This window comes from Streptomyces sp. NPDC093598, from assembly GCF_044764825.1.
In the GTDB taxonomy this organism is placed as follows: Bacteria; Actinomycetota; Actinomycetes; order Streptomycetales; family Streptomycetaceae; genus Streptomyces.
The window spans coordinates 100983-121490 of the sequence record NZ_JBIWIV010000003.1; the positions used below are offsets into that span (position 1 = coordinate 100983).

The 20508-nt window shown below is 72.5% G+C and carries 17 protein-coding genes and 2 tRNA genes; 7 read left to right on the forward strand and 12 right to left on the reverse strand.

Going from position 1 to position 20508, the window contains the following annotated elements; translation table 11 throughout:
* Positions 1 to 111 precede the first annotated feature (111 nt).
* On the forward strand, positions 112 to 474 hold the full coding sequence (locus ACIRDU_RS12255; protein ID WP_403577615.1) for an STAS domain-containing protein: 363 nt from the start codon (positions 112 to 114) through the stop codon (positions 472 to 474).
* Positions 475 to 484: 10 nt separating this feature from the next.
* Positions 485 to 955 carry a PPOX class F420-dependent oxidoreductase gene (locus tag ACIRDU_RS12260; RefSeq protein WP_403577618.1) on the forward strand — a complete coding sequence of 157 codons (471 nt, stop codon included), beginning with the start codon at positions 485 to 487 and terminating at the stop codon, positions 953 to 955.
* A gap of 1 nt (position 956) precedes the next feature.
* Here the strand turns inward: ACIRDU_RS12260 and ACIRDU_RS12265 are convergent, their stop codons facing one another.
* The 8 genes from ACIRDU_RS12265 to ACIRDU_RS12300 all read right to left on the reverse strand — a co-directional run bounded on the left by ACIRDU_RS12265 (position 957) and on the right by ACIRDU_RS12300 (position 10772).
* Positions 957 to 1736 carry a TetR/AcrR family transcriptional regulator gene (locus ACIRDU_RS12265; RefSeq protein WP_403577621.1) on the reverse strand — a complete coding sequence of 260 codons (780 nt, stop codon included), beginning with the start codon at positions 1734 to 1736 and terminating at the stop codon, positions 957 to 959.
* 119 nt (positions 1737 to 1855) lie between these two features.
* On the reverse strand, positions 1856 to 3352 hold the full coding sequence (locus tag ACIRDU_RS12270) for an MFS transporter (RefSeq protein WP_403577625.1): 1497 nt from the start codon (positions 3350 to 3352) through the stop codon (positions 1856 to 1858).
* Positions 3353 to 3457: 105 nt separating this feature from the next.
* On the reverse strand, positions 3458 to 5614 hold the full coding sequence (locus ACIRDU_RS12275; RefSeq protein WP_403577627.1) for an ArnT family glycosyltransferase: 2157 nt from the start codon (positions 5612 to 5614) through the stop codon (positions 3458 to 3460).
* Positions 5611 to 6987, reverse strand: coding sequence for a glycosyltransferase (locus tag ACIRDU_RS12280; RefSeq protein WP_403577630.1), 1377 nt, complete (start codon positions 6985 to 6987; stop codon positions 5611 to 5613). Before ACIRDU_RS12280 ends, ACIRDU_RS12275 begins: the two co-directional genes overlap by 4 nt.
* 14 nt (positions 6988 to 7001) lie before the next feature.
* Positions 7002 to 8606 (reverse strand): sensor histidine kinase, encoded by a 1605-nt coding sequence (locus ACIRDU_RS12285; RefSeq protein ID WP_403577633.1) that lies wholly within the window; start codon positions 8604 to 8606, stop codon positions 7002 to 7004.
* Positions 8603 to 9343, reverse strand: a complete 741-nt coding sequence (locus tag ACIRDU_RS12290; protein WP_350701939.1) for a response regulator transcription factor — start codon at positions 9341 to 9343, stop codon at positions 8603 to 8605. The genes ACIRDU_RS12285 and ACIRDU_RS12290 overlap by 4 nt, the downstream gene beginning before the upstream one ends.
* A 106-nt stretch (positions 9344 to 9449) precedes the next feature.
* Positions 9450 to 10322 (reverse strand): DUF2797 domain-containing protein, encoded by an 873-nt coding sequence (locus tag ACIRDU_RS12295; RefSeq protein WP_403577636.1) that lies wholly within the window; start codon positions 10320 to 10322, stop codon positions 9450 to 9452.
* Between the two features lie 57 nt (positions 10323 to 10379).
* On the reverse strand, positions 10380 to 10772 hold the full coding sequence (locus tag ACIRDU_RS12300; RefSeq protein ID WP_403577638.1) for an HGxxPAAW family protein: 393 nt from the start codon (positions 10770 to 10772) through the stop codon (positions 10380 to 10382).
* Positions 10773 to 10869: 97 nt separating this feature from the next.
* Here ACIRDU_RS12300 and ACIRDU_RS12305 point away from each other — a divergent pair, with 97 nt between their 5' ends.
* Positions 10870 to 11346, forward strand: a complete 477-nt coding sequence (locus ACIRDU_RS12305) for a MarR family winged helix-turn-helix transcriptional regulator (RefSeq protein WP_403577640.1) — start codon at positions 10870 to 10872, stop codon at positions 11344 to 11346.
* Between the two features lie 88 nt (positions 11347 to 11434).
* On the opposite strand, the gene ACIRDU_RS12310 is transcribed toward ACIRDU_RS12305, so the two are convergent.
* Together ACIRDU_RS12310 and ACIRDU_RS12315 are read right to left on the reverse strand one after the other, a co-directional pair.
* A tRNA-Arg gene (locus ACIRDU_RS12310) sits at positions 11435 to 11507 on the reverse strand.
* Between the two features lie 197 nt (positions 11508 to 11704).
* Positions 11705 to 11795 (reverse strand) — tRNA-Ser (locus ACIRDU_RS12315).
* A gap of 185 nt (positions 11796 to 11980) precedes the next feature.
* Here ACIRDU_RS12315 and ACIRDU_RS12320 point away from each other — a divergent pair.
* Both ACIRDU_RS12320 and ACIRDU_RS12325 read left to right on the forward strand, forming a co-directional pair.
* Complete coding sequence (locus ACIRDU_RS12320; protein WP_403577643.1) at positions 11981 to 12484, forward strand: SSI family serine proteinase inhibitor; 504 nt, start codon at positions 11981 to 11983, stop codon at positions 12482 to 12484.
* Between the two features lie 361 nt (positions 12485 to 12845).
* Positions 12846 to 17567 (forward strand): PAS domain-containing protein, encoded by a 4722-nt coding sequence (locus tag ACIRDU_RS12325; protein WP_403577645.1) that lies wholly within the window; start codon positions 12846 to 12848, stop codon positions 17565 to 17567.
* Between the two features lie 80 nt (positions 17568 to 17647).
* Here the strand turns inward: ACIRDU_RS12325 and ACIRDU_RS12330 are convergent, their stop codons facing one another.
* Positions 17648 to 18226: a TetR family transcriptional regulator gene (locus ACIRDU_RS12330; protein WP_403577647.1), complete on the reverse strand. Its 579-nt coding sequence runs from the start codon at positions 18224 to 18226 to the stop codon at positions 17648 to 17650.
* 128 nt (positions 18227 to 18354) lie between these two features.
* Between ACIRDU_RS12330 and ACIRDU_RS12335 the strand changes: the two genes are divergently transcribed.
* Positions 18355 to 19554 (forward strand): MFS transporter, encoded by a 1200-nt coding sequence (locus ACIRDU_RS12335; RefSeq protein WP_403577650.1) that lies wholly within the window; start codon positions 18355 to 18357, stop codon positions 19552 to 19554.
* A gap of 114 nt (positions 19555 to 19668) precedes the next feature.
* Here ACIRDU_RS12335 and ACIRDU_RS12340 read toward each other — a convergent pair whose 3' ends face one another.
* Positions 19669 to 20025, reverse strand: a complete 357-nt coding sequence (locus tag ACIRDU_RS12340; protein WP_403577653.1) for a putative quinol monooxygenase — start codon at positions 20023 to 20025, stop codon at positions 19669 to 19671.
* A 57-nt stretch (positions 20026 to 20082) separates the two neighbouring features.
* On the opposite strand from ACIRDU_RS12340, the gene ACIRDU_RS12345 reads away from it, so the two are divergent.
* Positions 20083 to 20388: an ArsR/SmtB family transcription factor gene (locus ACIRDU_RS12345; RefSeq protein ID WP_403577656.1), complete on the forward strand. Its 306-nt coding sequence runs from the start codon at positions 20083 to 20085 to the stop codon at positions 20386 to 20388.
* Positions 20389 to 20508 lie beyond the last annotated feature (120 nt).

The window sequence follows — 20508 nt, forward strand, 5'->3', positions numbered from 1 at the left end:
ACGTCCGGCCGACGCCGCCGAGGGGCGCTTCCTCCACCCGCCCCCCGCATGGTGGAATGGCCCCACGGGTCAGGAAGCGGCCTTACCGGAATCAGGACGAACGTCTGCCAGGTGAGTGCCGTGACCTTCTTCACGAATCCCACAGAACCGCGCGACCTCCCCGGCCGCGTCCACCTCACCATGCCCGCCGAGATCGACTTCTGTAACGCGGCGGAGCTGCTGCCGCTCGTCATGTCCGCAGCTCAGGCCCGGGGCGACCGGCTGGAACTCCTCGTCCTCGACCTGCGCGAGACCACCTTCATGGACTCCCAGGGCATCAGCCTCATCAACGACGTACGGCACCGTCTGCGTCCGGGGGCCCGGGTGCGCCTGGTGGCCCGGCCGGAGGGCATCACGAGCCGGGTCCTGGAACTGACCGGCCTGCGCCGGGACGTCCCCGTCTACGACGACCTCGCCGAAGCCATGGCGTCGTAGGCTGCCGGACATGGCACCGAACATCGCGACGAACACCCGCGTCTCCCTGGACGAGTTGCTCGACTTCGTCCGACCCCGGCACCACGCCGTCCTGCTCACCCGGCGAGCCGACGGCGGCCCCCAGGGCTCCCCGCTGACCTGCGGTGTCGACGACTCCGGCCGGATCGTGGTCTCCACCTACCCGGAGCGCGCCAAGACCCGCAACGCCAAGCGGGACCCGCGTGTGAGCCTGCTCGTGCTCAGCGACGACTGGAACGGCCCCTGGGTCCAGATCGACGGCACGGCCGAGATCATCGACTCCCCCGACTCGGTCGAGCCGCTCGTGGAGTACTACCGGAACATCGCCGGGGAGCACCCCGACTGGGACGAGTACCGCGCGGCCATGCTCAAGCAGGGCAAGTCGATCATCCGGATCACGCCGGAGCGGTGGGGCCCGGTGGCGACCGGGGGCTTCCCGGCGCGACTGGTGGAAGGGGAGTAGGTCAGCCCTCTCCGGCGGCTTCCCGCTCGCGGGCGACCATCGCCTCGATGCCCGCGATCAGCAGTTCCAGCGCGAACGCGAAGTCGCGCTCCAGCATTTCGGCGACCGTGTCGCCACCGCGGGCCGCCATGATCTCCCGGGACTCCTGGAGGACGTCGGCGGCCTGCGGGGCGGCGGTCACGGTGGTCAGGGCCTGCTGGAAGTACTCGTCCACACTCATGCCGCCGGCGGCGGCCCGGGTGGCGAGATGGCCTTCCAGGGTGCCGTAGCCGTAGACGAACTGGAAGACGGCCGAGATCGTGCTCGTCAGGCGTTTCGCGGGCAGCCCGGTCCTGCGGACGACGCGCTGGACCACCCGGGAGAACGCCAGGCTGTGGGGGCCGATGTTGAGGAAGACCCCGACCAGCGCGGACACCCAGGGGTGCCGCACCAGCAGCGTCCGGTACTCCCGGGCGAGCGCCCGCACCTCGTCCCGCCAGTCCTCCCCGGCGTCCGGATCGGGCAGCCGCATCTCGCCCATGACCTGGTCCAGGGCGAGTTCGAGCAGGTCGTCCTTGGTGTCGACGTACCAGTAGACGGACATCGCGGTGACGTTCAGCTCGCCGGCGAGCCGCCGCATGGAGAACTTGGCCAGCCCCTCGGCGTCCAGCAGCCGCACGGTGACCTCGATGATGCGCGCCCGGTCCAGCCCCGAGGGCTGCCCTCCACCGCGCCGCCGGTGCGCCTTGTCTTCCAGCCAGACACTGGACCGCGGCTGATCCTGCCGGGCGGCTTTCGCCATGGCGCACCTTCCTCAACTTTCTGACGCCGGCCATGCTATGCGCCCCATCAGGGGCGCGGGGAACTGCGCGACCGGCCACAACGACCCGCAGCCGCCCTACTGCCCGGTCGCCCGAGCTCCTAGGCGGACTCTGCCCGCTCAGCACGCCGAAGCAACGCCGCCGCGACCAGCCCGCCTGCCAGCACTGCGACCGCCCCCACCAGCTGACTGGTCTCCAGGCCGGAGGCGAACGCGTCGGAGATCCTGGCCTTCTCCTCGGCCGAGCCCGCGGCTGCCAGCGCCGCCGGCAACGACGCCGCGGACACGGCGACCAGCGAGGCGAACCGCGAGTTGAGCACGGCACCGAGGACGGCGACCCCCAGCCCGTTGCCGAACTCCGCGAGCGTGCCGTTGATCCCCGCTCCGACCCCCGCTTTCTCGGGCGGGATCGCGCTCATGATCGCGTTGGCCATCGCCGGCATGGACAGCGCCACACCCGCCCCCATCACGATCAGCCCGAGCAGCATGCCCCCGTACCCGTGGCCGCCGAGCAGCGCGATCGCCGCCAGCCCGGCGGACACCAGGGTCATGCCGAGCGCGATCGCCCCCGGCGTCCCCACCCTCAGCACCAGTTTCGCCCCGACCCCCGTGAAGTTGAGCGCCACGACGGTCAGGGCCAGGGGCGCCGTCCGCAGCCCGGCGTCCAGCGGCTCGTAGCCGAGGACGAACTGGAGATGCTGTGTGAGCAGGAACAGCGACCCCGTCATACCGAACGCCACGAGGATCGCGCCCGCGACCGCGCCCACGAACTTCTGGTTGCGGAAGAAGTGCATGTCGAGCATCGGGTGCTCGGTCCGCAGCTCCCACAGCACGAACAGGCCGAGCACGACCACGCCGATCAGCCCCGAGACCAGCACCTGCGCGGAGGTCCAGCCGTGCTCGGGCCCGGTGATGATCGCGTACACGACGGCCGTCATGCCGATGGTCGACAGCACCGCACCGACCAGGTCGGGCCGATCGCCCGCCTTGTGCCTGGACTCCGGCACGAGCGCGGCGACCGCGACCAGGCCGAGCACGGCGACCGGGATGTTGATCAGGAAGATCGCGCCCCACCAGAAGTGGTTCAGCATCACACCGCCGATCAGCGGCCCGGCGGCGAATCCGAGCGAACTGACCGTCGACCACAGCGCGATGGCCTTCACGCGCTCCTGGTCGTCGAAGATCTGCACGACCACGGCGAGGGTCGTGGTCATCAGCAGCGCGCCGCCCACGCCCATGCCGGCACGGGCCGCGATCAGCTGGGCCGGACTCTGGGACAGTCCGGCGGCCAGCGAGCCCACGCCGAAGATCACGAGGCCCGACATCAGCATCAGCTTGCGGCCGTAGCGGTCGGCGGAGTTGCCCGCGGTGAGCAGCAGGCCGGACTGCACCAGCGAATAGGCGTTCATCATCCACTGGACGTCGGCGGTCGAGGCGTCCATCTCGCGGGTGAGCGAGGGGATGGCCACGTTGAGGATCGTGTTGTCGAGCAGCACGGTGAGCTGCGCCAGGCAGATGACACCGAGGATCAGCCAGCGCTGGGGGTGCCCGCCGGGAACGGTGTGCGGCGGGGCCTTCTCCTGGGGGGACGTCGTCATGCTGTACACCGTAGAACAGTTCTTATACGGCGTACAACAGCGTTTCGGCGGAGACGGCGAAGGGCGGTGGCTTTCGGCCACCGCCCTGCGTCCGGTCAGGGAATGTCAGGTGCTCGCCTTCTGCGTGAGGTCGTAGAAGGTGCTCGAACCGACCGTGACCTTCTTGAAGTTGGCCTCGACCCAGGAGGTGATCCGGGAGGACGTGCCGTCGCTGCTGCCGCCCATGCCGCCGGAGGCGATGAAGTAGTGGATCTTTCCGTCCGCCACGTACTTCTTGAACTGGGCCGGCGTCGGGGACGGGTCCGTGCCGTTGAAGCCGCCGACGGCCATCACCGGGTCGCCGGTGGAGAGCTGGTAACTCGCCGCGTTCTGGGCGCCGATGGCCGCCGCGGCCCACGTGTACCGGTCGGCGTCGGTCTCCAGCAGCTTCTTGGCCTCGGCGCTGACGCCGGCGCCGTTGAGCAGGCCGCCGACGCCGCCACCGCCCATGCCGCCCGTACGGCCGCCGTCGCCGTTCTGCTGGTTCTGGCCCTGCTGATTCTGGCCCTGCCGGTTCTGGCCGCCGCCCGGGAAGCCGCCGCCGGGGAAGCCGTTGCCCTGCTGCCCCTGGGCGTTGCCGTTGCCGTTCTGCTGGTTCCGGCCGCCGCCGGGGAAGCCGCCCCCGCCGGGGCCGGCACCACCGCCCGGTCCGCCGCGGCCGCCCGCGACCGCCGGACCCGCCGTGACGATCGAGCCGGTGTGCCCCTCGTTCACGGTGGTGAGGGTGTACGCCGCCGGACCGGCCAGCGCGGCGACGAGACCGAGCCCGGCCGCTCCCAGGGCCAGTCGGCGTCCCAGCCTCCCGGCGAAGATCAGGCCGAGCGCCGCCGTCAGACCGCCGACCAGGACGAGCCACTCGAGCCAGGGCAGGTAGTCGGAGGAGCGGCTGAGCAGGACGTATCCCCAGGCGGCGGTCACCGTCATCGCGGCGGCCAGGGTCAGCGACGCCCACGCCTTCTCGCGCTTCTCCCAGAGCAGCGCCGCGCCCATGCCGACCAGCGGGGCGATGTAGGGGGCGAGGGCGACCGTGTAGTACTCGTGGAAGATGCCCTGCATGTAGCTGAAGACCAGCATGGTGGTGAGCAGCGCGCCGCCCCACACCAGGAACGCGCCGCGGGTCGCCGAGGTCCGACGAGCCTTGCGCGTGACCACCAGTCCCCCGACGAGCAGGATCAGCGCGGCCGGGATCAGCCAGGAGATCTGGCCGCCGATGGAGGAGCCGAACAACCGGTCCCAGCCGGTCTCGCCCCAGGCGCCACCACCGCCCCCGCCCCCGCCGCCGCCTCCTACGCTGCCGGTCTCGTCGCCGTTGAGCCGGCCCAGGCCGTTGTAGCCGAAGGTCAGTTCCAGGAAGCTGTTGTTCTGCGAGCCTCCGACGTACGGGCGGGAGGAGGCGGGCCACAGCTCGACGATCGCGACCCACCAGCCGCCGGAGACGACGATCGCGGCGAGCCCCGCGGCGAGCTGCCCGATGCGCTTCCTCAGCGGCACCGGGGCGCAGAAGCCGTGGACGAGGGCGAGCGGCGGCAGGATCAGGAAGGCCTGGAGCGTCTTGGCGAGGAAGGCGAAGCCGATCGCGGCACCGGCCCACAGCAGCCACTTCGTACGGCCGTCCTCCAGGGCACGGAGGGTGAGGTAGCAGGCCGCCGCCATCAGCAGCGCCAGCATCGCGTCGGGGTTGTTGAAGCGGAACATCAGCGCCGCGACGGGGGTGAGGGCGAGCACGGCGCCCGCGATCAGTCCGGCCGCGGGGCTGAACCGGCGCCGTACGGACGCGTACACGACGGCCACCGTGCCGACGCCCATGAGGACCTCGGGCGCGAGGATCGCCCAGGAGCTGAGGCCGAAGAGCCGCACGGAGAGGGCCATGGGCCACAGGGCGGCCGGGGGCTTGTCGACGGTGATGGCGTTGGCCGCGTCGAGCGAGCCGAAGAAGAACGCCTTCCAGGACTCGCTGCCCGCCTGTACGGCCGCCGAGTAGAAGGAGTTGGCGTAGCCGGAGGCGCTCAGGTTGTAGAGGTAGAGCGCGGCGGTGGCGAACAACAATCCGAGGAAGGCCGGGCGGCACCAGCGGGGGTCCTCGGGCCGGCCGCGCCACAGCCGCTGCGGCAGGGGCCGCCTGGGCTCACCGGCCTCGGGGGAGGGCGGGGGTGCGGGCGGACGCGTCCAGGTCTCGGGACGCGTGACTGCGTCGCTGGTCCGCTGGTCGTGGTGGACGCTCATCGGAAATCCCTCACATCGGTGTCGTGCGGGCGCACGGGCAGCAGCTGCACGGTGGCGTCCCGCCAGGAGTCCGCGACGTCACCGGCGCGGAACTGAGTGGTGTCGTACGGGGCGGGCACCGGCGAGTCGTCCTCGCGCCGGTCCGGGAACACCCACGCCCGGAAGAGCAGGAAGCGCAGCACGGTCGCCGCGAGGTTGGCCGCGACGAGGACGGCCAGTTCGGTGGAGTGCGCGGGCTCGGAGGTCGCCGCGTTCAGTGCCGCGAGCGAGCCGCTGGTCAGGGCGAGCCCGATACCGAACACGACCAGGCCCTGCGCCTGGTGCCGTACGGCCCCGCCGCGCCCGCGCACCCCGAAGGTGAGCCGCCGGTTGGCCGCGGTGTTGGCGACCGCCGAGACCAGCAGGGCGAGGGCGTTGGCGACCTGGGAGCCGGTGAAGACCCGGAAGCCGCTGTAGAGCAGCAGGTAGAAGAGCGTGGACAGGGCGCCGACCACGCAGAACCCGATGAGCTGGCGGGCCAGTCCCTTCGGCACGTCCTTGACGTCACGGTCGCGCGGGTCGTCGCCGAACGGCCGGGCGAGCCGGTCCAGCGGCAGCGAGCCGGTGGCCAGCGCCCTGCCGATCCGCCACACGCCCTTGAGGTCGTCGGTCGCGGTCTTGACGATGTGCACGGTCGAGTCGGGGTCGTCGACCCAGTCGACCGGCACCTCGTGGATTCTGAGGCCCGCGCGCTCGGCGAGCACCAGCATCTCGGTGTCGAAGAACCAGCCGGTGTCCTCGACGAGGGGCAGCAGCACCTGTGCCACGTCCCGGCGGATCGCCTTGAAGCCGCACTGGGCGTCGGAGAACCGCGCCTGGAGCGAGCCGCGCAGGATGAGGTTGTAGACCCGGCTGATGAACTCCCGCCTGGGGCCGCGCACCACCCGCGAACTGCGGGCCAGCCGGGAGCCGATCGCGAGGTCCGAGTGGCCGGAGATCAGCGGCGCCACCAGCGGGAGCAGGGCGTTGAGGTCGGTGGACAGGTCCACGTCCATGTAGGCGAGGACCGGGGCGTCCGAGGCCGACCAGACGGCCCGCAGGGCCCGGCCGCGGCCCTTCTGCTCCAGGCGGAAGACGGTGACCTCGGGGATCTCCGCCGCCAGCCGCCCGGCCACCTGCGGGGTGGTGTCCGTGGAGGCGTTGTCCGCGATCGTGATGCGGAACGCGTACGGGAACGTCCGGTCGAGATGCTCGTGCAGTCTGCGGACGCACGGCTGGAGGTCCTTCTCCTCGTTGTAGACAGGGATCACTACGTCCAGGACAGGCGTACCGGCTGGTGCGGCCGGGAGGTGCTCCCGCGCCGGCAGGGTGCCGGGAGAAGTGTCGGTTCGCATGGAACCGACTGTCGTCAGGCGCCCTGTTGTGCCCATGTGGTGACGCTGTGGCGTGCCTGTGAGTGAGACTGCCAGGTCATGTCCGGCTGCGGCTGGGGCGGCAGCGCGGGCAGGTGCACCGTGAACACGGTCCGCCCGGGCACGCTGTCGACCGTCACGGCACCGCCGTGGGCGGTCGCCACGGCCTGCACGATCGCGAGGCCGAGACCGGTCGAGCCGGTCGCGCGGGTGCGCGCGGAGTCGCCCCGCGCGAACCGCTCGAAGACGTGCGGGAGCAACTCGGCGGGAATGCCCTGCCCGTTGTCCTCGACCTCCACGCACAGCCATCGGTCACGCCGCTGGACCCGCGCGGTGACGGTCGTCCCGGGCGGGGTGTGGTTGCGCGCGTTGCCGAGCAGGTTGACGAGCACCTGTTGGAGCCGGGCCGCGTCCGCCGACACGAGCGCGGGCTCGTCGGGCAGGTCGAGCCGCCAGGTGTGGTCCTGGCCGGCCGCACGGGCGTCACTGATGGTGTCCACGACGAGCGGGACGAGGTCGGTCTGCTCGAACTGGAGCGGCCGTCCGGCGTCGAGCCGGGCGAGCAGCAGCAGGTCCTCGACGAGGAGGGTCATCCGGCCGGCCTCGGACTCGATCCGGCTCAGGGCGTGCCGGGTGTCGGGCCCGACCTGCTCCCTGCCGCGCCGGGTGAGTTCGGCGTACCCGCGGATGGAGGCGAGCGGGGTGCGCAGCTCGTGACTGGCGTCGGCGACGAACTGTCTGACGCGCGTCTCGCTCTGCTGCCGTGCGTGCAGCGCCCCGTGGACGTGGTCCAGCATCCGGTTGAGCGCGGCGCCGACCCGGCCGACCTCGGTGTGCGGATCGGTCTCGGAGTCGGGGACGCGCTCGCTGAGGTTCACCTCGCCGCTGTGCAGGGGCAGTTCGGAGACGCGGGTGGCGGTGGCGGCGACGCGGCGCAGGGGGCGGGTGGCCACGCCGACCAGCACGGAACCGGCGAGACCGGCAGCGGCGAGACCGGCGCCGGTGACGCTGATCTCGACCAGGATGAGGGTGTTGATGGTGTTGGTGACGTCCGTGGTCGGGATGGCCACGTAGTAGCTGCCCTTGTCGCCGCTCTTGTACTCGACCCGGTACTCACCGAGGCCGGGGATGTCGACGGTTCTCGGCGCTCCCTCGGCCTGTGGCACGGAAGCGAGGGCGGCTCTCTGGGCGGAATTCAGCGACCGCGCGCTCATCTGGTAGTTGTCTTCGGAGACGCCGTACGCGGACTCCGTGATCCGGCCGCCCTCGATCCTGGCGGCGACCGTACCGCCCGGCTGCGGCCCTCTCGTGACGAAGTCGGTGAGGCTCTCCTCCTTCTTCGCGAGTCCGCCGGCCCCGTCCTCGCCGGGCTCCCGGGGTGGGCTGAGCGCGGCCCTGGACGCGGCGGCGTCGAGCTGCCCGTCCAACTGCTCGTACAAATGTGAACTGAGGGCGAGTGTCGTCACCGTTCCGATCACCGTGCACACGACGGCGATCAGCACCACGGACGCGACGACGAGCCGCGTCCGCAGTGTGCGCGGCTTGCGTGCTCGCTGCCCGCCCGCCCGCTGCTGCGTACGCTGCCGTCGTCGTCCGCTCATGACGCCGCGGGTTTGATCAGGTACCCGGCCCCGCGCCGCGTGTGGATCATCGGCTCGCGTCCGGCGTCGATCTTCCGCCGCAGATAGGAGATGTAGAGCTCGACGACGTTGGCCTGGCCGCCGAAGTCGTACGACCACACCCGGTCGAGGATCTGCGCCTTGCTGAGCACGCGCCGCGGATTGCGCATCAGGAACCGCAGCAGCTCGAACTCGGTCGCGGTCAGGTGGATGTTGTCCCCGGCCCGGGTCACCTCGTGACTGTCCTCGTCGAGGGTGAGATCGCCGACGACCAGCATGGAGTCCGAGCGCCGGTCGGCGGCACCGGAGCGCCGTATCAGCCCGCGCAGCCGCGCGACGACCTCCTCCAGGCTGAACGGCTTGGTGACGTAGTCGTCGCCGCCCGCCGTGAGCCCGGCGATCCGGTCCTCGACGGCGTCCTTGGCGGTCAGGAACAGCACGGGCACGTCCGGCAGTTCGCGGCGCAGCCGCCCGAGCACGGCCAGCCCGTCCATGTCGGGCAGCATCATGTCGAGGACGACGGCGTCGGGCCGGAAGTCGCGCGCGGTCTGGATCGCGCCCGTGCCGTCACCGGCACTCCGGATCTGCCATCCCTCATAGCGCAGGGCCATGGACAGCAGCTCGGTGATCGACAGCTCGTCGTCCACCACAAGCACGCGGACGGGGCTCCCGTCCGGCCTGAGCAGTTCGGTGCGCCCCTGGGGCGAGGTCGTGGTCATGTGAACACGATGTCGGGGACCTCTGAGAACACACTTTCGGCAACCTGTGATTTCTCTGAGAAACACACAGGCGCTTCTCAGGGAACGCCCGGGAAGGCCGGACGGGTCAGAACAAGCCGTCCTGCACGCCCGCCGCCTCCCTGAACTGCCTTACCGGCACGGTCAGTTCGCCTCCCGTGGTGGGCACCAGCCCCCACCCGGTCATCAACCGCGTATCGAGCACGACGACCCCGCCCCCGGTGGCCAGATGCAGATCGGGCCCGGCGGCCGCGACCAGCTCCCCGCCGACCGCGCCCCCGGCGACGAGCTCGCTCACGCCCCCGACGGCGACGGGCACCCCCGCGAGCCCGAACACCCCGAGATGATCGACGACCTCCAGCGGCTCCCGCACGAGCGACTCCGGCCACGCGGGGAGCGCGACCGCCCGTTCGTGCAGCTCGGCGACCTCACGCGCCCGGTCGGCGGCGACCTCCGGCAGCGCGGACCGGACGGCCCGCTTCTCGGCGTACGGGATCCGGTCGGGCACCCGCAGGGCGGCCCTGAGCAGCTCTTCCGTACGCCGCGCGGCCATGAGCGGACCGACACCGAGCCAGCTGAAACAGACGGCCCCCTGCTCCAGCAGCCGGGCGGAACCCCGCTCCTGCGCCGTGATCCCGACCTTGACCATGCCGGGTCCGAACCACGCCAGATATACGTGGTACGGCCGGGGATCGTCGGCGATGGTGTCCGCCGCCACGGAGTGCGCCCGGTCCAGGCGCGCACACTCCTCGCACCGCGCTCCCGTGCTCCGCCCGGGCACGACCGCGCCCACCGGGCACGCATGCCCCCGAGCCCCCACACACGTACGCACACCCCCCTCCGCGACCCCGAAGGCCACGCGTTTCCCCCAGGTCAGCGCAGTGCGCCGCCCACCGTCCCACAGCAGCACGGGACCGTCGGCCGACCACCGCAGCCCCGAGCACTTCCATGCCTGTGCCATCACTGCCGAGAGTAGGCGGCACCACTGACAACGGCGCGCGGCCGACGCGGAACGACGTCAGCGCACGGAGTCGGCGCCGACGGCGGCGACGGTCTCCGGCTCGCCCTCCCGCTGAAGGGGCATGACCGGCGCCACCGCCCGCCCGGCACGCCGGCCCCGCCCGGCCAGCCGGCACCCCAGGCACTCCTCGTGCCCGCCGGGCGCCGCCGAGTCGCGCACGCGCCAGCCCCACTCCGCCCGGGGCCGCAGCCCCGGCCCCTTTCCCCACCCGGACAGATGCAGGGCCCAGGTGACGAGCAGACTCACGACCCCGATCGCCAGCCCGCCGGCGATCAGCACGCCGGAGACGGTGCAGACCCCGAGCCCCGCCACACCGGCCCCGACGCTGGCGATGCCGAATCCGACCCACCCGGCGACCGTGTGCCCGTGGTCATACTGATGTGCACTCACGTGCTGCTCCCTCGCACCCGAGGACTCCGACTCGCCGAACCCCTCACCTGCTAAGACTTTTACGACCCAAACATCTCACGAACTAAGGGATCTGGGAATGCAAGCCAAGCCGCGTCCGGCCGCCACGCCGGAGCAGGCACTGTCGGCGATGGACCAGCTCATCGCGACTCACCTGGTCGGACAGCATGAGATCGCCCAACAGGTGGGCCTGAGTGTGACCGACCTCACCTGCTTCGCCTACGTCATCGAGGCCGGCGAGAACCACCCCACGGCAGGCGACCTGGCGGCCCGCGTCCACGTCACCACCGGCGCGGTCACCGGAATCCTCAACCGCCTGGAGCGCGCCGGCTACATCACCCGCCGCCCCGACCCCACGGACCGCCGCCGCATCCGCGTAGCGGCCCAGCCCGAGGCGGTCGCCCGCGTCCGAGAGGTCTACGAGCCCTACTACGCCCGTCTCACAGACCTGTTCGCGGACTACTCCCCGGACGAGATCGCGGTCCTGCACGACTGGTTCACCCGCGCGAGCACGCTGGCGGCCACCTACCTGGAGGAACACTGCCGCCCCGACTGAACGCGCCCGGCGGTCGCCGAGAGGAACCGGTGGCGGCCCCGGGAACGCCAGAGGCCCCGGATCTCTCCGGGGCCTCTGAACTCTGCTGTGCACTCGGCAGGATTCGAACCTGCAACCTTCTGATCCGTAGTCAGATGCTCTATCCGTTAAGCTACGAGTGCTTGTTCTGTTTTTTCGCCGCTCTCGGGCCTTTCGGCTCGCTCGCGGCGACAGGAAGAACATTACATGACTGCCGCCGCCATGTGAAATCCGTTAGCCGCACCCCTTGTGAGCTGCGAAAACGGCACTTCCGGACGCACTCGCAGGGGGCAACGACAGCGAAGCCCCGGTCGGGTGACCGGGGCTTCGTGATCAAGTGCGGAGGCGGAGGGATTTGAACCCTCGATGGGCTTTAAGGCCCAAACCGCATTAGCAGTGCGGCGCCATAGACCGGACTAGGCGACGCCTCCAGCATCACTCCCGCGCGAGCGCGAGCGGTGCGTGCCGATGATGACACAGTCGAGCGTGCTGTCACCAATCGACCCCCACGGTACTAGGCGGGAAGGGCGCAGGGCAAAGGCCTTGTCAGGCCCGTGGCGACCCCCCACTCGCGTGGCCGCGCGCAACATCCGCGGCCGTGTCGCGTTAGCAGGGCATGTTGCGTGCCACTTCCCGGGCCACCGCCCGCCCCCTCCTGCGGCGCCTCCTCGTCGGTGCCGCCGCCTCCGTCGCCGCCGCCGGGTCACTGACCGCGGTGTCGCCGGCCGCCTATGCCCAGGCCGGCGGGATCGGCCTGCTGTCCCCGACGAAGCCCGGCGGCCCGGACCGCGATCACCTCACCGTCACCGTGCGCAACGCCGGCGGCGGGGCGGACGGAACGTTCGAGCTGTACTGCGGCCCCGACGGCGGCAGCCACCCCGACCCGCGCGGCGCCTGTGCCGCCCTGGAGCGGGACACGCGGTGGGGGCAGGACGTCTTCGCGCCCGCGCCGAAGGGCGGTTTCTGCACCATGCAGTACGGAGGGCCGGCCACCGCGCACGTCACCGGCACCTGGGCCGGACGCCCCGTCGACGCCACGTACGACCGCCGCGACGGCTGCCAGATCTCCCGCTGGGACCGGCTCGTGCCGCTTCTGCCGAGCGTGGGCGCCAAGACCTGAGCCGTCCGGCCCGCACGGAAGGTGGGGCAGGCCGCCGGGGCGCCGAACCGTTGACCTGACCGGCGCCCCGCAGCTCCCCTTTGCGCCACTTTCCGTCCCCATCACGCCGCCCGGCCGAAAGGTACAGAAACGCCGCCGTCGTAAAGGTCCCGCGAAGGTCCCGCGACGTCGTCGCAGGAGGGCGGGCGTGTGACGGTTACTCGGTCGTCAGTTCGGGGTCACTTCCTCGTGCGACCTCGCTCTCATCCGGCGTCGCGAGCGCAACCGCAACCCTTACACTCCCTCGCGTGACACGCCGCGGGACGGTTGGCAAGATGGCCCGAGCGGTCGGCAAGGTGCGGTAACAGGGAGGAAGCGTCTCGTGAGCAGCAGGCCATCCCGAGGCGCTGCTCGCCTCGCAGCCATACTGGACGCGCTTCCCGACGCGTTGGTGCTGGTCAACGCCAACGGCACGGTCGTCAACGCCAACACCATCGCCCTGGAGGCCTTCGAGACCCCGGGGACCGCTCTGGTGGGGCGCGGGCTGCTCGACCTGCTGCCGCAGTTCGACTCCAAGCTCATTCCCGGCTCCATGCGGCGCCCGGAGCACCTCGATCCGCATGCCCGGACCAAGCCGACCCGGATGATCGCGCGCAGGACCGACGGGACCGAGTTCCCCGTCGAGGTCACCAGTGCGAATCTGGAGAACGGCCAGCAGGCCTATGACGGTTACGGCTACACCGGCGACGAGCTGCTCATGCTCGTCGTGCGTGACCTGTCCGGGACCGTGGACACCGAGGCCGAGCTCGCGCGCTCGCAGCGGCAGACCGAGATGATCCTGCGGGCCGCGGCCGAGGGCGTCGTCGGCACCGACACCGACGGGCGGATCGTCCTCGTCAATCCGGCCGCCGCCCAGATACTGGGATTCCGGGCCAGCGATCTCGGCGGCCGCGAACTGCACGATCTCGTGCTGCATTCCCGCGCCGACGGCTCGCCCTTCCCGTACGAGGACTCGCCGCTCGCCGACACCCTGCGCTCCGGGCGCAAGCACCGGGTGCGCGGGCAGGTGCTGTACGCCAAGGACGGCGGCAAGGTGCCGGTCGACCTGACGACCGCGCCCGTGCGCGACGGCGACCAGCTCGTCGGCGCCGTGATGACCTTCACCGACCGGCGGCCGTACGACGCCGTGGTCGAGGAGAAGGAAGCGGCGGAGAAGCGCCACGCCGAGGAACTGGAGCGGATCGCCGAGGAGCACGCCTCCGAGCTCACCGCGCTGCGCCAGCAGCACGTCACCGAGCTGGAGGAGCTGACCGAGCGGCACGCCGAGGAACTCGCCGCGAACGAGGAGCGGTATGCCGCGCTCGGGGAGCGGGAGAAGGACCGGTTCGAGGCGCTCGCCGCCCGCCACGAGCAGTTGCTGACCCTGCTCGGCCGGTCGCTGCGCGGCCCGCTGGAGGAGCTGCGCCGCGAGCTGGCCGCGCTGGCCGCCGACGACGCCGGGCAGCTGTGGCCCGAGGCCAACCAGGTGCTGCACCACCTGTCGGCCGGCTACGCGCGCATCACGACGCTGATCGACAACGTCCTCGGGTACCAGCGGCTCGACGCGGGCAGCGAGAACGTGTCCCGTACGAAGGTGATGCTCGACGCCGTCGTCGCCGCCGGTGTCGACGGGGCCGTCGAGCTGATCGGGCCCGGCCGGGTGCAGTTCGCCGTGCACGCGCCGCCCATCGAGGCCGAGGTCGATCCCCGGCTGCTCGCGACCGCCCTCGCGCATCTCGTCGCGGACGTGGCGGGGGTCGACGCGACCGGCAACACGCCGGTGTCGGCGGGCGGTTACCTGGACAACACCGTCGTGGTGGCGGCGGCGCAGCGCGGCGAGGTCGTCCGCATCGAGGTGCGCGGGCCGTACGCCGGTGGCGACACCGTGCACGAGCCCATCGTGCGCGGGATCGTCCGGGCCCATGGCGGCGTGCTGCAGACGCACGACGTGCCGGGGATGAGCGGGAGCGCGTACGTCCTCGAGGTGCCGATCGGGGGCGGGGCCGGGGCCGTCGCCGCCCAGCCGGTGAACGAGTCCGCCGCGCTCGCCCTCGTCGACCGCGATGAGCAGACCTCCGGTGGGGGGCGGCGCCGGGCACGGCGGGCCACCACCGACGCCTTCCTGGACGAGAACGTTCCGGGTGGAGAGGGCGACGGGGCCGGTGGTCCCGGAGCCGACGGGGCCGCGCCCACCGGGCGGCGCAGGCGGCGGGCCGCCGGGGAACAGGCCGCCCTGCCGGCACAGGCGTCCGGTGAGGGCGCCGCGTCGGGCGGTACCGGGCGGCGGCGGCGCGCGGCCGGGGACGCCGGTGCGGGTGCCGTCGGCAGTGCCGTCCAGGGTGTCGCCGAGGGGGCCGTGGTGACGGCCGCCGAGCATGCGGCGGGAGCCGCCGCCTCGAACACGGGGCTGGGCGGGACCGTGCCGCCGCAGGGCGTGCCGGCGCCGGCCGGGCGGCGGTCCCGGAGTGAACCCGGTGAGCAGGCCGCGTTGCCGCCGGCGCTGCCCGCGCCGTCGTCCGGCGGTGAGGCCGCCGGTTCGGCCGATACGGATCAGGGGCAGGCGCAGCAGCCGACCGGGCGCCGGCGGCGTGCGCTGGCCGCCGCCAACGAACGGGCGGCCGCCGCGCAGGAGGCGGCCGGGCCGCGTCCCGTGTTCGCGCTGCCGCCGGCCGAGGCAGACCAGACTCCGGCTCCGGCCCCGGCCCCGGCCCCGCAGGAGGCGCAGGCCGACCAGGGGCGGCAGGTCGCCGACGTTCCTTCGGGGGCGCCGGGTGGTATGCCCGCCCAGGGGCAGGTGCCGGTTCAGGGGCAGGTGCCGGTTCAGGGGCAGGTGCCGGTTCAGGCGCAGGGAGCCGTGGCGGTCCCCGGTGCGGCTGCCGCCGGTGACGGGGTGGTCGAGGAGGGGCGGCACGACGCCGTTCCGCATGACCAGTCTGCCGATCACACTCCGCCGCAGTCGCATCCGACCAGCGCGCCGACCGGCCGCCGTCGCCGGGCCGTCGCGGCGCCGCAGCCGGCCGAGGGGGCCGCAGCGCAGGTGCCGGGGAGTGCCGACCATACGGGTCCGGTGCCTGCGGGTTCCGTGCCTGCGGGTTCCGTGCCTGCGGCTGCCGTGCCGGCCGCAGGTCCCGTGGCTACCGCTTCCGTGCCCGCCGGTACCGCGCACGGTGTTCCCGCGCAGCAGGACGCCACCGGTCAGGTTCCGCCGGGGCAGGCCGCGCCCGTCCAGGCCGGCGTTGCCGCTTCCCCGGTCCCTCCGGGTACGGCCGTGCCGCCGCAGGGCGTGCCGGTCGCCGCGCAGGGCAACGCCGTACCTCCCCAGGGGAACGTCCCGCAGGGCACCCAGCAGCCGCAAGGCGTCGCCGTACCTCCGCAGGGCGTGTCCGTCCCCGCTCCGGGTGGGCTCGGGCAGAGTGTGCAGGCGGCCCTCCCGGCTTACGCCCTCCAGCCTCAGGCCCCGGCGCAGCCCCTGCCGCAGCAGGGCGTCGCCGCCCCGGGGCAGCAGCCCTCCGCCGGCCGGCCGCTCCCCGCGGAGGCCGTTCCCGGGCAGGGCACCCCACCCCAGGGCACGCCCGCTCAGGGAACCGCGTCTCAGCAGCCTGACGCCCTGCAGCCCGGTGCCCAGCCCTGGCCCGCCGCCGACGACACGTCGGGGGCCGGTGCCGCACATCCCGCGCACCCGAACGGCACGCCGCCCCGGGCCCCGCAGCCGAACACCCCCGCTCCGGGCACCCCACTGCCGCCGGAGGGTGCGCCACGGGCGGCTCAGCCGTTGCCCGCCGAGGCCGCGGCGCCCGTCGATCCGAACTCCACGCAGGGGCGGGCGATCAGCGTGCGGACGCTGGGGCAGGGCGTGCCGTTCAACCGGCAGGCGGCCCAGGTCCAGCGGCCGTCGGCCGTACCCGGCCCGCAGTCCGCCCCGCAGCAGTCGGCGACGCCTCCCCCGCACCAGCCGGGCGGCTCAGGCCGGCGCCGCAAGCTCGGTACGCCGCCCGACCCGGCGACGCGTACGGACCAGGCGGCTCGCCCGGAGCAGGGACAGCCGCGTCCTGCGGAACAGGCGCCCCGTCCGGAGCAGGCCGCGCGGCCGCATCCGGCGGCCGAGCACACACCGCCGCCGGTGGCCGCGCAGATCCCCGCCCCGGCCACCGCCCCGGCGCAGCCGTCCCTCGCCGGTCAGTCGCGGCTCGCACAGATGACCGAGGGCGGTGGACGGTCGTACGCCATAGGCGCACCGGACGAGAACGCCGCCGAGGGGCCCGAGCCGCTGGACGGGCCCGGCGGGGCGGTCGAGGTGGCCGATCCGCCGCGGCCGCAGCCGATGGACGACGAGCTGCCGCCCGAGCCGCTGGACAACCCGCGGCGGCTGCTGGTGTGGCCGGCGCCGGACGTCAGCACGCAGCAGGCGCTGAGCGACCGCGGCTACCGGCCGGTGATCGTGCACTCGCGCGAGGAGGTCGACGCGCAGATCGCGGCCTTCCCCGCCGCGCTGTTCGTCGACCCGCTGACCGGGCCGATCACGCGTACGGCGCTGCAGTCGCTGCGGCAGGCCGCCGTGGCCGCCGAGGTGCCCGTCCTCGTCACGGCCGGGCTCGGACAGGCCTCGCGGGACGCGGCGTACGGTGCCGATCCGGCCGTGCTGCTGAAGGCGCTGGCGCCGCGCGACAGTGAGCAGCACCCGCCGCGGGTTCTGCTGATCGAGGAGCACGCGGAGATCGCGCTGGCGCTGACGGCGGCCCTGGAGCGGCGCGGCATGCAGGTCGCGCGGGCCGCGAGTGACGCGGACGCGGTGATGCTGGCGGGGCAGTTCCGGCCGAACCTGGTCGTGATGGACCTGCTGCAGGTGCAGCGGCGGCAGGAGGGCTTCGCCGGGATCATCGACTGGCTGCGGGCGAACGGGCAGCTCAACCGCACCCCGCTCGTCGTCTACACCGCCGCCGTCGACCAGGCCGACCTGCCGCGGCTGGCCTCCGGGGAAACGGTGCTGTTCCTCGCTGAGCGGTCCACCAGTTCCGAGGTGCAGTCCAGGATCGTCGAGCTGCTCAGCCGGATCGGCACCAACTAGCGGCGGCCGGCAGGTCCTAGGGGGTGTCCGCAAAGTCGCGCCGTTCGCCCGGAGGGCAGGCGGGACTTTGCGGACACCCCCTAGCGTGCCGTCAGCCGGCGCGCGGCCTCCTTCACCGACGCCCGCAGGCGGTCCCGGTCCGGCTCCCCCTGGCCGACCAGGATGCGCCGCATCTGCGGGACGACGGCGGTCCAGTTGGCCAGGGCGGTCAGCAGGAACAGCAGGTCGGCGGCCGGGATCGCGTCGGTGACGGCTCCCCGGGCCTGGCCCTCCTGGAGGGCGGCGACCTTGCGGGCGTAGTGCTCCTGGCGGTCGGACTCGTGGGGCAGCTCGGTGCTTCCGTACTCCAGGCCCTCCCAGAAGAGCAGGCGCAGCAGCTCCGGGTGGGCGGCGTGGTAGTCCATCAGGCGGTCGACCCAGCCCTCGATGTCGTCCGGGTCGACGGGGACGGCCTCGGCGAGGTGGAGCATCTTCTTCTCGAGGACGATCGCGAACAGCTCCGCCTTGTTGCCGAAGTAGGCGTAGATGAGCTGCTTGTTGGCCTTCGCCTCGCCGGCGATGCGGTCGATGCGGGCGCCGGCGATGCCGTGCCGGGCGAACTCGGCGACCGCCGCCTCGAAGATCCGGGCCTTGGTGGCCTCGGGGTCCCTTGCTGCCATGGGGAGAGGGTAGCGCGCCGGGTAACCAACTGTTTGGTTGACAGGAATGGCGGGGCGGCTCAGACTGTTCCTCCATCAGCCAACCAACCAGTTAGTTGCTAGAGTCGACTCCAAGGAGTCCCCCTCCCATGCCGTCAGCGACCACCACCACAGCCCGTGCCACCGCCCCTGTGCGGCAGGCCCGTCCCCCCGCCCCCGGCCTCTTCCTCACGCTGCTCGCCGCGTGCAGCGCGGTCACGGCCGCCAACATCTACCTCGCCGCGCCGCTGCTGCCGCTCATGGCCCGCGACTTCGGCTCGGCGCCCTCGGCCATCGCCTGGATCGCCTCGGTCGCCCAGTTCGGCTACGCGGTCGGCCTGCTGTTCTTCGCCCCGCTCGGCGACCGCGCGAACCGGCGCCGGCTGGTCGCCGGGCTCACGCTCGTCACCGCCCTCGCACTGGCCACCAGTGCGGTCGCCCCGGGCGCCGCCGCCCTCGCGGTCGCGATGTTCATCGCCTCGGCGGCGACCGTCATCCCGCAGCTGCTCGTCCCGCTGGTCGCCGAGCGGGCGCCCGCCGAGCGGCGTGCCCGGCATGTCGCGGCCGTCATCGCGGGCCTGTTCACCGGCATCGTCGCGGCCCGGGTCCTGGGCGGGCTGGCCGGGCAGGCCTTCGGCTGGCGGTGGGTGTTCGCGGGCGCGGCCGTGCTCACCCTCGTCCTGGGGCTCGCGACCGCGGTGGTCCTGCCGTCGGGGCGGCGCCGGGAAGGCCCGCTGTTCGCGGGGCTCGTCGCGCTGCCGTCGGTGCTGCGGAGCTCGCCGGAGCTGTGGCGGGCGTGTGTGCGGCAGGCCGGGATGTTCGGTGCGTGGAGCGCGTTGTGGACCTCGCTGGCCTTGCTGCTGACCGGGCCGGAGTACGGGCTGTCCACCGCTACCGCCGGGCTGTTCGGGCTGTTCGGACTGACCGCGAGTGCGGTGGCGCCGCTGGCGGGCGGGCTGGTGGACCGGTTCGGCGCCGCCAGGGTCGTACGGTCGGCGTACCTGATCGCCGCCGTCTCCGTGCCGCTGTTCTGGCTGGGCGGTCATGTGCTCTGGGCGCTGTTCGCCGCCGCGATCGCCGTGCACGCGGCGCTGGTCGCCTCCCATGTCGCCAACCAGACCCTCGCCCTGACCGCCACATCCACCCCGGCCACCGCGAACACCGCCTATGTGGTCGCCGGTTTCGCGGGCGGCGCCACCGCCTCCGCTCTCGCCGGGGCCGCCTTCAGCCACTTCGGCTGGGGCGGGGTGTGCGGGGTGGCGGGGCTGTGGCTGGTGCTGGGGTGGGGGGTGAGCCGGCCGCGACGGTGAGGTGAGGAGGTGGCGACTACGCCTGGGGCGGCGAAGGTCCACGTCCGGGTCTTCGACTCGGCGAGCCTTCACTGTCACGGCATGGGCGGCCTGCGTATCCGGGAAGAGACCGAGCTACGCATCCTGCTGTGGGGATGGGGTCACAGCGTTCGCGGTGAGAGGGGTCAACCAGTGGATCTCCAGGTCCTCGCGCAGGTAGTCCATGCGAGTCTTCTGAAACCGGACAAGGTCGGGCCGGGCAAGGTGATTGCGGAGATCGTCCCCGGAACGCCACAGCTCGTAGAAGACCAGCGTGGTGGGGTCGGAGGCGTCGCGGTGCACCTGGTACTGCCAGGCGCCCGGCTCGGCACGAGTCGGCTCGACGAAGGAGAGCAGCAGACGTTCCAGCTCCTCGGCGCGTTCCGGGCGGGGGCGGGCGAATCCGTAGATGCCGATGGGGCCGTTTCCCTCATCAGGTATGACGATGTTCATACCTGGGAAGCTAGCCGCGCATCTAGGTACGATGCAAGTCGTACCTGAAGGAGGATCGTGGACCTTGGCAAAGTGTTCGCCGCGCTCGCGGACGACTCCCGGCGGAAGGTGATCGCCGAACTCGCGGCCCATCCCGAGGATCAGGAGCGCGCCTGCGGGTCGTTCGACCTACCGGTGAAGAAGGCCACACGTACTCACCACTTCCGGGTTCTGCGGGAGGCGGGCCTGGTAGTGCAGCGTGATCACGGAAACGGAAGCACACTGAGGCTGCTCAGGACGGACATCGAGGAGAGTTGTCCCGGACTGCTGCAGCTGCTCGTGGCCGAACTCAGCCAATCCAGCGAAGGTGAAACCAAGTCGTGACCTGGGCGACCGATCCCGGGTACCGGGGCCGCGGAGGAGGGCCGAGGGAACCGCGCAGCGGGCCAGCCGGAGGTCCCGCTCGCCCGCTTCACGGCGGCCTGGCCCGGGGTCTCCGGTATG

Coding starts and splice junctions, on each gene's coding strand:
- ACIRDU_RS12260 (WP_403577618.1), top strand. CDS start 485: ATGGCACCGAACATCGCGACGAACACCCGCGTCTCCCTGGACGAGTTG.
- ACIRDU_RS12265 (WP_403577621.1), bottom strand. CDS start 1,736: ATGGCGAAAGCCGCCCGGCAGGATCAGCCGCGGTCCAGTGTCTGGCTG.
- ACIRDU_RS12270 (WP_403577625.1), bottom strand. CDS start 3,352: ATGACGACGTCCCCCCAGGAGAAGGCCCCGCCGCACACCGTTCCCGGC.
- ACIRDU_RS12275 (WP_403577627.1), bottom strand. CDS start 5,614: ATGAGCGTCCACCACGACCAGCGGACCAGCGACGCAGTCACGCGTCCC.
- ACIRDU_RS12280 (WP_403577630.1), bottom strand. CDS start 6,987: ATGCGAACCGACACTTCTCCCGGCACCCTGCCGGCGCGGGAGCACCTC.
- ACIRDU_RS12285 (WP_403577633.1), bottom strand. CDS start 8,606: ATGAGCGGACGACGACGGCAGCGTACGCAGCAGCGGGCGGGCGGGCAG.
- ACIRDU_RS12290 (WP_350701939.1), bottom strand. CDS start 9,343: ATGACCACGACCTCGCCCCAGGGGCGCACCGAACTGCTCAGGCCGGAC.
- ACIRDU_RS12295 (WP_403577636.1), bottom strand. CDS start 10,322: ATGGCACAGGCATGGAAGTGCTCGGGGCTGCGGTGGTCGGCCGACGGT.
- ACIRDU_RS12305 (WP_403577640.1), top strand. CDS start 10,870: ATGCAAGCCAAGCCGCGTCCGGCCGCCACGCCGGAGCAGGCACTGTCG.
- ACIRDU_RS12320 (WP_403577643.1), top strand. CDS start 11,981: ATGTTGCGTGCCACTTCCCGGGCCACCGCCCGCCCCCTCCTGCGGCGC.
- ACIRDU_RS12330 (WP_403577647.1), bottom strand. CDS start 18,226: ATGGCAGCAAGGGACCCCGAGGCCACCAAGGCCCGGATCTTCGAGGCG.
- ACIRDU_RS12335 (WP_403577650.1), top strand. CDS start 18,355: ATGCCGTCAGCGACCACCACCACAGCCCGTGCCACCGCCCCTGTGCGG.
- ACIRDU_RS12340 (WP_403577653.1), bottom strand. CDS start 20,025: ATGAACATCGTCATACCTGATGAGGGAAACGGCCCCATCGGCATCTAC.